Source organism: Peterkaempfera griseoplana (assembly GCF_001418575.1).
Lineage (GTDB): Bacteria > Actinomycetota > Actinomycetes > Streptomycetales > Streptomycetaceae > Peterkaempfera > Peterkaempfera griseoplana.
The window spans coordinates 1-9,025 of sequence record NZ_LIQR01000543.1; the positions used below are offsets into that span (position 1 = coordinate 1).

The following is a 9,025-nucleotide window of genomic DNA, read 5'->3' on the forward strand; positions in this document are numbered from 1 at the left end:
CGGCAGGGCGGCGCCGTACCGCCCGGCCCCGCACGCGACCCAGACCGCCACCCGCTACCGGGAGGAGCTGGCGGGCGAGGCCGAGCGGTACGGCGCCGCCCTGCCGCCCGTGCCCGACTGGGACGACGACGACTACGAGGAGAAGCTGGATGTGCTCGCCGAGACGGCGGTGCCCCTGGTCTCCTTCACCTTCGGCTGCCCCGACCCGGACACCATCGCCCGGCTGCAGTCGGGCGGCACCGAGATCGCCGTCACCGTCACCTCCCCCGAGGAGGCCGTGACCGCGCTGCGCGCCGGTGCCGACGTGCTGGTGGTGCAGGGGCCGGAGGCCGGCGGCCACCGGGGCTCCTTCGAACCGCTGGGCATCGCCGACACCGGGCCCGGACTGCTGGAGCTGCTGCCCGCCGTCCGCAAGGCGGTGGAGGAGGACGGCGCCCGGATGCCGCTGCTGGCGGCGGGCGGGGTGATGGACGGCGCCGGGCTGGCCGCCGTACTGGCCGCCGGTGCGGCGGCCGGGCAGCTGGGCACCGCCTTCGTCGCCACCCCGGAGAGCGGCGCCCACCCGCTGCACAAGACGGCCCTCACCGACCCGCGCTGGGTGGAGCACGGCGCCTTCGGCTCCTCCACCACGGTCACCACGGCCTTCTCCGGGCGCCCGGCCCGCGCCCTGGTCAACCGCTTCGTCGCGGAGCACCGGGCGGCCGCGCCCGCCTCCTGCTACCCGCTGGTGCACCATCTGACGGCGCCGCTGCGCCGGGCCGCGGCCGAGCAGGGCGACCCGGACGGCATGGCCCTGTGGGCGGGTACCGGCCACCGACTGGCCCGTGCCATCCCCGCCGCGGAGCTGGTGGAACTGCTGGTCACCGAGCTGGCGGAGGCCACCGGCACCCCCCACGGGCACCGGGCCGCACCCTGACGGGAGGCCCGGGCCCCGGTCGGCCGGGGCGGCGTCGCCCCGGACCGATCCCCGTCCCCCGCCGGCGCTCCGGCCTGCGACACGACCGCTGCCGTCCCCCGGGCCCGGCGGGAACGGCCGACGGTGGTCGTTGTCGGGCGACGCCGTTCACCCGCTACGGGCCGGGGGACGGCAGAGACCGGGTGGGGCGCTATCCCGGGTGGCTGCGAGAGGGATCCCAGCCGACCGCGACCGCCCAGGTGAGACCGGGATCAGCGGTCACCCTGAGCGAGGACGCCGTTCTCGGGGCCCCGGACTCATAGGCGTTGGCAGTGCCGTCAGCCTGGGCGGAGCACTGCTCGGTGTAGGTGCCCAGCGACCCCGCGTCCACCGTCACCGTGCCGACGCCCTGGCACTCGGTGGCCACCCAGGCCGTGCCCGGGGCGATCCTGCCGGGCAGAGCGGTCGTCAGATTCCCGGTACGACGCCCGGTGCCGGCCAGCACCTTCATGCCCTTCGTACCGGTCAGGCTCTGCTCAGGATCGCGCCAGCGGGTACTGCTGCCGGTTGCCGCAGGCGCAGTCGTCCGGTGCGCCGAGGCAGCGGGCCGATGCGAAGCAGTGGGCCGGTGGTGTCCGCTGCAACCGCCCAGGGCGACCACCGCGACCACCGCCGCGGAGCAGAACAGAGCGCGTTGCCGCAGTACCGGCGTCATCATCGAGCCCCCCGTTGTCGTCGGCTCCCTGCCGGGCGCCGCGGGATCACGCTGTCACGCGTGCGCGGCACACGTCCAGGAGGTTGTGCGGCCCGCCTTGACGCAGGGTCTCGGCCATCGGCCCGGTCCTGCCACGGATCCCCTGCCCCGGAGACGTCCTCCGGGGCAGAGGCTCCTTCGTGTCGCTGTGCGGCTCAGATCTCGTCGATCAGGTCGGCGATCGACTTGACCACCCGGCCGGGCCGGTAGGGGAAGCGCTCCACCTCGCCGGGCTGGGTCAGTCCGCTGAGCACCAGCACGGTCTCCAGACCGGCCTCCATGCCCGCCACCATGTCGGTGTCCATCCGGTCGCCGATCATGGCGGTGGACTCGGAGTGGGCCTTGAGGGTGTTGAGCGCCTCGCGCATCATCAGCGGGTTGGGCTTGCCGACGAAGTACGGCTCCACCCCGGTGGCCTTGGTGATCAGCGCCGCGACCGAACCGGTGGCGGGCAGGGCGCCCTCCGCGGAGGGGCCGGTCTCGTCGGGGTTGGTGGCGATGAACCGGGCGCCGCCGTTGATCAGCCGGATGGCCTTGGTGAGCGCCTCGAAGCTGTAGGTGCGGGTCTCACCGAGGACGACGTAGTCGGGGTTGCTGTCGGTCAGCACATAGCCGATCTGGTAGAGCGCCGTGGTCAGCCCGGCCTCTCCGATCACATAGGCGGTGCCGCCGGGACGCTGTCCGGACAGGAACTTGGCGGTCGCCAGCGCCGAGGTCCAGATGCACTCCTCGGGCACCTCCAGGCCGATCCCGGCGAGCCGGGCGGCCAGGTCGCGCGGGGTGTAGATGGAGTTGTTGGTGAGCACCAGGAACGGCTTGCCGGACTCGCGCAGCCGCCGGATGAACTCCTCCGCCCCGGGGATGGGGATGCCCTCGTGCACCAGGACCCCGTCCATGTCGGTCAGCCATGACTCGATCGGCTTGCGCTCTGCCACGTGCGTGTCTCCCCTGCGTGTCCTGATACGGCGGCTGCCCCGACGAGCACAGCGTAATCGCCGGGGCAAGCCGCAGGGCACCCCTTCCCATCAGCTGATATAGGCGGGGGCCAGGGCGCCGCCCAGCAGTTTCCGGGGGGTGCCGCCGCCGTCGGCGGGCACGGTCCACAGGTCGGCGCCGTAGTCGCCGGGCAGGGCGTAGACCAGGGTGCGGTCGTCGGACCAGACCGCCTGGTCGTCCACGTTGCGCCGTTCGGCGAGCGGGACCTCCCGCATGGTCCGCAGATCCAGGACGTAGAGCCGCCAGGGGGCGTCGGCGGGCAGCCCCGGCACCCGCTTCTTGAAGGCGAGCCGGGTCCCGTCCGGGGAGAGCGAGGGGCACTCCACGTTCTCCCGCACCGTGGTGAGGGTGCGGGCGGCGACGTCGCCGTGCACCAGGTAGGTCTTCCCGCCGGTGGCCAGGGTGGCCCAGAAGTGACCGTCGTCGGCGAAGGTGACGCCCCAGACGTTGGTGTCGGAGGCGTGGTACGTGCGGCCGTCCTTGATCACCCGGTAGCGCTCCAGGTTGTCCTGGAGGGTCCAGGTGCGGGTGTCCAGGATGGAGGTGCGGGTGGAGAAGTCGGTGCCCGCGTAGGAGTCGCCGCTGACGAAGACCGTCCAGGCGACCATCCGTCCGGAGGGCGACACCCGGCTGCGGGTGGGGATGCCGCCCAGCGGGAAGTGGCGCCGCTCGTGGAGGCGGGCGTCGAGCACCACCGCCCGGTAGCTGTCGTCCAGGGTGCCGTGCACCGCCTGGAGACAGATCCCGGTGCCGGCCGACGCGTAGAAGCGCAGGCAGCGGACCCCGGAGACGGTGCGGGTGGCGTCCGGCCCGGCGGCCGGTACGGAGGCCAGCTCGTCGCGGTGCGGCCCCCAGGCCATCGAGCGGAAGACCATCCGCCGGCCGCCCCCGGGGGCCAGCGTCACCGTCCCCGGTGCCACGTCCGGGCCGCCCGCCTGGACCTGGTCGCGCCGCCCGGCCCGGTCGGCCGCATGCAGTACCGCGCCGGCGGAGACACCGCCCAGCAGCAGCACCGCGGTGAGCAGTACGGCGATCCTGGCTCCGCGCTTCATTCGGCACCCACCACGGCCGCGGCGAGCACCGCCGCCAGGGCGAGCGCACCGGCGGCCCAGCCCAGCGCGGTCCGGTCGCCCCAGGCCGTCCAGGCCGCACCGAAGGCCAGCGAGCAGCCGAACCTGGCCACCGCCTGCCCGGTGCCCACCAGGGCGAGCCCGCTGGCCCGCAGCCGCTCCGGCACCGCACCGGCCGCGGCGGCCGGCAGCACACCGTCGGTCGCGGCGTAGAAGGCGCCGTGCAGGACGAGCACGGCCACCGGCAGCAGCCCACCGCCCGACGGGCCGAGCAGCAGCGCGTAGGCGCCCAGCAGCGCCAGGTGCCCCAGCAGGAACAGCCGCCGCCGGCCCACCCGGTCCGCCACCGCCCCCAGCGGCACCGCCAGCAGCAGGAACGACGCCGCGGTGCCCAGCGGCAGCAGCGGGAACCACTGCACCGGGATCGCGAACCTGCGTTGCAGCACCAGGTACACGAAGGAGTCGCTGACCGTGGTGAGTCCCAGCAGCACCGCGCAGACCGTCAGCCGCCGCAGTGCCGGGAGCCGCAGCAGCGCCAGCGCCTCCCGGGGCCGCACCGCCGCCGGATGCCGCCCTCCGTCCGGTGTATCCCGGGTCGCCTGCCGCCCTCCCGGGACGAAGAGCAGCAGCACCAGGACGCCCACCGCGGCCACGCAGGAGCTCACCGTGAACACCGCGTCATAGCCCTCGGCCGCCACCCTCAGCACCAGGAACGCCAGCAGCGGTCCCAGCAGTGCCCCGGCGGTGTCCATGGCGCGGTGCACCCCGAACGCCCGGCCCCGGCGGCTCTCGGGGGTGGAGAGGGAGATCAGGGCGTCCCGCGGGGCGGTCCGCAGGCCCTTGCCGGTCCGGTCAACCGCCAGCACCGCGCCGATCAGCGGCAGCGTGTGGACCGCCAGCAGCAGGGGTTTGCACAGCGCCGACAGCCCGTAGCCGACCGCCGCCACGGCCTTGTGCCGCCCGCCGCCGCGGTCCGCGAGGTGGCCGCCGAGCAGCCGCACCACCGCGCTGAAGCCGTTGTAGACGCCGTCCAGCAGCCCGAAGCCCAGCGGGGAGAGACCCAGCCCGGAGACCAGGTAGAGCGGCAGCACGGCGGTGACCATCTCCGCCGACACATCGGTGATCAGGCTGACCGAGCCGAGTGCCAGTACGGTGCCCGGCACGGCCGCCGCCCACCGCCCGGGGGCGGTGGGCGGCGCCGTCCCGCGGCTCTCCGCGAGATACATGCGCTCAGTTCCAGATGCCGGTGATGTCCGACGCGGAGGCCGCGTTGCCCGCGTGGGAGGTGCCGTAGAGGTCCTCCACGGTGCGCAGCACGTTGTAGTGGTTGTAGGTGGTGGCGGAGCTGGACCCGGCGGCCACCGGCTGCCCGTAGAGGACGGTGGTGATGCGGTTGCCGCTGAGGCTGTTGTCCTCGTCGAAGGTGACGATCAGCAGGCTGTTGTGGGTCTTGGCCCAGGTGGCGTAGGCGCCCAGGTTGTTCTTCAGCCAGGTGTCACCGGTGGACACCGAGCAGTCGTGCATGTCGCTGCACAGGTTGGGCGTCACGAAGGACACCTGCGGCAGCGTGGTGTAGTCGGTGGGGAACTGGGTGAAGGTGTGGGCGCTGGAGGTGGGGACGTTGCTGAAGCCGAACCAGGGGTTGTGCTTGCGGGCGTACTTGCCGCTGCTGCAGGTGGTGGAGCCCTGGCTGGGCAGGGTCTCGTTGTAGCTGGCCCAGGTCTTGCCGGCCGCGATCAGCTCGGAGGCGAGGTTGGCGGCGGAGCTGAAGCCCGGGGTGTAGCAGCTGTCGTCGGTGATGCCCTGGGTGGAGCCCGAGAAGAGCGCGAAGTAGTTGGGCTGGCTGGGGTGGGTGATCGCGTAGGAGGCGGTGAGGTTGGCACCGCCGCTCTTCAGCGAGTTGATGTAGGGGGCGCTGGAGCTGCCGATGACCTGCGTGTACGCGTGGTTCTCGAAGACCACCACCACGGTGTGGTCGGGGGTGGGCAGCGATCCGGCGGCCTGGGCGTCTCCGCCGGACCACAGGCCCAGGGAGGCGGCGGCGATGCCGAGTGCTGAGGCGACGGCGGTGAGGGTGCGGCGGCGCATGGCTGTCCTCCGTACGACGGGGGGTCAGGAGCGCGCCCAGGCTAGGAGCCCGCGGATGGCATGTTCGCCACAGGAACAGTGAAGAGCGGACGAACAGTCAGTGTCCTTGCCCGGCGAGGCGGCCAGGGCCCTCCGCGGTGCGGGCGGTCCCGTTGGCGCACGCCTGCGCGCGCCTCAGCCCTCCCGGCCGAACAGCGGGGCCAGCACCAGCTCCGCGGCGCCCGCCGCCACCGCCTGCTCCCCCGCCCCGGTCACCGTGACCGGTACGGTCTGCCAGGCGGGGTCGGGGATGCGCTCCGCCAGCTCGGCCGCGACCCCCCGGACGAAGACCGCCGGCTCGGCCAGCACCGCCGCGCCGCCCAGCACCACCCGGTCCACGTCCAGCAGCCGCACCAGGTTGGCCACCCCGGCGCCCATCAGCCGCGCCGCCGCCGGCGCGTCCCCGGCCCGCAGCGCGGCCAGGCAGAGCGCCTCCAGACAGCCCCGGTTGCCGCACTCGCAGCGGGGGCCGTCCAGCTGCACCGTCTGATGGCCGAACTCCCCCGCGTTGGTACGGGCGCCCCGGTACAGCGCCCCGTCGAGCACCAGCCCGGCGCCGAGCCCGCTCCCCAGGTGGACGTAGACCGACGAGCGGGAGCCGCCCGCGGGTTCGGCGAGCACTGCGGCGTTGGTGTCCTTGTCGATCGCCACCGGCGTCCCGGTCCGCGCCCCGAGGCGGGCCCGCAGCGGGAAACCGTCCCACTGCGGCAGCCCGGTCACCCGGTGCAGCACTCCTGCGGCGTGGTCCAGCGGGCCCGGGGTCCCCACCCCGACGCCCAGCAGCGGCCGCCCTGCCGCCACCCGCTCCACCGCCTGGGCGACCCGCTCCACCACGGCCTCGGGATCGCCCGGTTCCAGCGGCTCGTCCACCTGGTCCAGCCGGCGCCCCAGCAGGTCGACCAGCAGCACCAGCAGGCGTCCGCGGTCCAGGTGCACCCCGGCGGCGTACCCGGCCTCGGGTACCAGCCGCAGCAGGGTGCGCGGTTTGCCGCCGGTCGACTCCCCGCGGCCGGCCTCGGCGACCAGCCCGGCGGCCCGCAGCCGGGCCAGGATCTTGCTGACCGCCTGCGGGGTCAGCCCGCTCCCGCCGGCGATCTCACCCCGGCTGACGCCCTCGCGTCCGCGGAGCAGTCCCAGCACGACCGCGGCGTTGTGGCCGCGCAGGGCGGGCAGGTTGAGTGCGTTCACCCGCCCATTCTGCCCGCCGCTTGCACTTACGCAACACTGTTGCTTAAGTGGGGGACATGTCCGCCACCCTCCGCGTCGGCCTGGTCGGCTACGGCCTCGCCGGCTCCGCCTTCCACGCCCCGCTGATCGCCACCACACCCGGGATGCGCCTGGAGGCCGTGGTCACCGCCAGCCCCGAGCGCCGCGCCCAGCTGCACCGCGAGCACCCCGGCGCACGCGCCGTCGACACACCCGAGCAGCTGCTCGACGGCTCGGTCGACCTGGTCGTCGTCGCCTCCCCCAACCGCACCCACGTACCGCTCGCCCGCGCCGCCCTCGACGCCGGCCTGCCCGTCGTGGTCGACAAACCGCTGGCCGGCACGGCCGCCGAGGCAGCCGCCCTGGCCGACCTCGCGGAACAGCGCGGACTGCTGCTCACCGTCTTCCAGAACCGCCGCTGGGACAACGACTTCCTCACCGTCCGACGGCTGGTCGCCGACGGCGCCCTCGGCCGGGTGCACCGCTTCGAGTCCCGCTTCGAGCGCTGGCGCCCGCAGATCAAGGCGGGCTGGCGCGAGCTGCCCGACCCCGCCGAGATCGGCGGCACCATGTACGACCTCGGCAGCCACCTGGTCGACCAGGCACTGACCCTCTTCGGCCCCGCCGCCACCGTCTACGCCGAGATCGACGCCGTACGCACCGACGCGGCCGTCGACGACGACTCCTTCATCGCCCTCACCCACACCTCCGGGGTCCGCTCCCACCTGTGGATGAGCGCCATCACCGCACAGCTCGGCCCCCGCCTGCGCGTGCTGGGCGACCGTGCGGGCTACGTCAAGTACGGCCTGGACCCCCAGGAGGCCGCACTGCGCGACGGCCGCCGCCCCGGCGACGGCGCCCCCTGGGGCGCGGAGCCGGAGAGCGCCCACGGTCTGCTGGGCACCACCGACGGCACCCGGCCCGTCCCCACCGAGGCCGGCGACTACCCCGCCTTCTACCACGGCGTCGCCGCCGCGCTGCGCGACGGCGCACCCGTCCCCGTCGACCCCCGCGACGCGGTGGCCGCCCTCGCCGTGCTGGAGGCCGCCCGCCGCTCCGCCGCCACCGGCACCACCGTCCACCTCACCGAGGAAGCGTGAAGGCCCCATGAACCCCACCGACCTCGCCGAACTGATCCTGCAGATCGAGGCCGAGGAGCAGCGCCTGGTGCTGCCCCACTTCGACAACGACGACGCCTGGCGGCTCGGCACCACCCTCACCGAGCTGGCCCGCGCCCGCCGGGCGCCGGTCACCGTCGACGTCCGCCGCAACGGCCAGCAGCTCTTCCACTGCGCCCTGCCCGGCACCAGCGCCGACAACGACGCCTGGATCCAGCGCAAGTCCCGGGTGGTGGACCGCTTCGGCCACTCCTCGTACCTGGTGGGGCTGCGCTGCCTCGCCCGGGGCTCCACCTTCGAGGAGAAGATGCGCCTGGACCCCGACGTCTACGCCGCCCACGGCGGGGCGTTCCCCATCGCGCTGCCGCACGTCGGCGTCATCGGCACGGTGGCCGTCTCCGGACTGCCCCAGGCCGACGACCACCGGCTGGTCGTCGCCGGTCTGGAGCGCCATCTGGCATGACATCCGTCATGCCGGGGGCGCGACCGCACTCACTGGCAGCGGACGCCCCGCTCCGGCACCCTGGGGAGGTCCCGTCACCATCGAGGCCCGGCACCGGCGAGGAGCCACGGCAGCCAGAGGAGAGCGCATGCGGCGGATCGTCGACTGGTGCCGCCGCTGGAAGGTGCGCGAGTGGTGGTTCAGCATCATCTGGCTGTGGGGGCTGATCCCCGGCCTCAGCACCCTCGACCAGCACTCGCGCGCCGCCTCCGTCCTCGCCGTCGCCGGTGCGGCGGTGTTCGGCGCGGCCTTCGTCACCTCCATGGCCAACGGCAACCGCAACGCCAACCCCCGGCTGCGGATCGGCTGCTTCGCCGTGACCACCGCCCTGGCCCTGGCCTATCCGCTGCTGCTGGG

At 74.2% G+C, this 9,025-nt stretch carries 10 protein-coding genes; 4 read left to right on the top strand and 6 right to left on the bottom strand.

The features are described from left to right. Window positions 1–916: nitronate monooxygenase (locus tag AOK09_RS32135; RefSeq protein ID WP_055590751.1), on the top strand; the 916-nt coding region annotated here is incomplete at its 5' end. A gap of 190 nt (window positions 917–1,106) precedes the next feature. Here AOK09_RS32135 and AOK09_RS32140 read toward each other — a convergent pair. The 6 genes from AOK09_RS32140 to AOK09_RS32165 form a co-directional block, all read right to left on the bottom strand. Beyond that, complete coding sequence (locus tag AOK09_RS32140) at window positions 1,107–1,406, bottom strand: hypothetical protein (protein WP_055590752.1); 300 nt, start codon at window positions 1,404–1,406, stop codon at window positions 1,107–1,109. Between the two features lie 398 nt (window positions 1,407–1,804). Continuing rightward, window positions 1,805–2,584: an HAD-IIA family hydrolase gene (locus AOK09_RS32145; protein WP_055590753.1), complete on the bottom strand. Its 780-nt coding sequence runs from the start codon at window positions 2,582–2,584 to the stop codon at window positions 1,805–1,807. Window positions 2,585–2,674: 90 nt separating this feature from the next. Beyond that, entirely contained in the window at window positions 2,675–3,697 is a 1,023-nt protein-coding gene (locus AOK09_RS32150; protein WP_055590754.1) for a TolB-like translocation protein, read from the bottom strand. Then, complete coding sequence (locus tag AOK09_RS32155) at window positions 3,694–4,941, bottom strand: MFS transporter (protein WP_055590755.1); 1,248 nt, start codon at window positions 4,939–4,941, stop codon at window positions 3,694–3,696. Before AOK09_RS32155 ends, AOK09_RS32150 begins: the two co-directional genes overlap by 4 nt. Before the next feature lie 4 nt (window positions 4,942–4,945). Then, complete coding sequence (locus AOK09_RS32160) at window positions 4,946–5,803, bottom strand: alkaline phosphatase family protein (protein WP_055590756.1); 858 nt, start codon at window positions 5,801–5,803, stop codon at window positions 4,946–4,948. A gap of 174 nt (window positions 5,804–5,977) precedes the next feature. Continuing rightward, window positions 5,978–7,030: an ROK family transcriptional regulator gene (locus AOK09_RS32165; RefSeq protein WP_055590757.1), complete on the bottom strand. Its 1,053-nt coding sequence runs from the start codon at window positions 7,028–7,030 to the stop codon at window positions 5,978–5,980. A 56-nt stretch (window positions 7,031–7,086) separates the two neighbouring features. On the opposite strand from AOK09_RS32165, the gene AOK09_RS32170 reads away from it, so the two are divergent. The 3 genes from AOK09_RS32170 to AOK09_RS32180 form a co-directional block, all read left to right on the top strand. Continuing rightward, on the top strand, window positions 7,087–8,148 hold the full coding sequence (locus AOK09_RS32170) for a Gfo/Idh/MocA family oxidoreductase (RefSeq protein WP_055590758.1): 1,062 nt from the start codon (window positions 7,087–7,089) through the stop codon (window positions 8,146–8,148). Window positions 8,149–8,155: 7 nt separating this feature from the next. After that, window positions 8,156–8,629 (top strand): heme-degrading domain-containing protein, encoded by a 474-nt coding sequence (locus AOK09_RS32175; RefSeq protein WP_055590759.1) that lies wholly within the window; start codon window positions 8,156–8,158, stop codon window positions 8,627–8,629. Window positions 8,630–8,756: 127 nt separating this feature from the next. Then, a partial coding sequence (locus AOK09_RS32180) for a hypothetical protein (protein WP_055590760.1) occupies window positions 8,757–9,025 on the top strand: 269 nt, incomplete at its 3' end.

Excerpts from the sequence above, each read along its gene's own strand:
- AOK09_RS32160 (WP_055590756.1), bottom strand. The coding sequence starts at position 5,803 with ATGCGCCGCCGCACCCTCACCGCCGTCGCCTCAGCACTCGGCATCGCC.
- AOK09_RS32150 (WP_055590754.1), bottom strand. The coding sequence starts at position 3,697 with ATGAAGCGCGGAGCCAGGATCGCCGTACTGCTCACCGCGGTGCTGCTG.
- AOK09_RS32175 (WP_055590759.1), top strand. The coding sequence starts at position 8,156 with ATGAACCCCACCGACCTCGCCGAACTGATCCTGCAGATCGAGGCCGAG.
- AOK09_RS32140 (WP_055590752.1), bottom strand. The coding sequence starts at position 1,406 with ATGAAGGTGCTGGCCGGCACCGGGCGTCGTACCGGGAATCTGACGACC.
- AOK09_RS32155 (WP_055590755.1), bottom strand. The coding sequence starts at position 4,941 with ATGTATCTCGCGGAGAGCCGCGGGACGGCGCCGCCCACCGCCCCCGGG.
- AOK09_RS32170 (WP_055590758.1), top strand. The coding sequence starts at position 7,087 with ATGTCCGCCACCCTCCGCGTCGGCCTGGTCGGCTACGGCCTCGCCGGC.